The 371-nt window shown below is 34.5% G+C and carries 1 protein-coding gene; it reads left to right on the top strand.

Translation table 11 applies throughout. From position 1 onward, the window contains the following. Positions 1-40: 40 nt before the first annotated feature. Positions 41-371: hypothetical protein (locus CWB62_RS18775; RefSeq protein ID WP_212747500.1), on the top strand; the 331-nt coding region annotated here is incomplete at its 3' end.

Below are 371 nucleotides of genomic sequence, written 5' to 3'. Positions count from 1 at the left end.
TGATAGCATAATCATCCGGCTTTGTATAAAAATCATTCTTATGCGGGTTCCTCTTTTATTGGTATGTGTATTACCCATCTTTGTTTCGGCTCAACTACAATGGAAGCGGGTAGATAGTTTATTTGGCACAATACCCAGCAATGCACATGTATATTATAGTGAATCAGCGATCGACGACAAACCCAATAAAGCATATTACGCTATTATAGATGTTAAAAAAACAGATATGTCTGTTGAAGCCATCGTAGGTAATGGTAAGCGATATACACCAGTGCAGTATTTTGAAAATAATAAACATCCTTTTTTAGTAGTGAATACTACCTTCTTCGAGTTTGTACAAAATCGAAATTTGAATTTGGTAATCAATAAGG

The organism is Pseudoalteromonas sp. S408 (assembly GCF_005886645.1).
In the GTDB taxonomy this organism is placed as follows: Bacteria; Pseudomonadota; Gammaproteobacteria; order Enterobacterales; family Alteromonadaceae; genus Pseudoalteromonas.
This window is presented reverse-complemented; position numbering and strand designations above follow the sequence as displayed.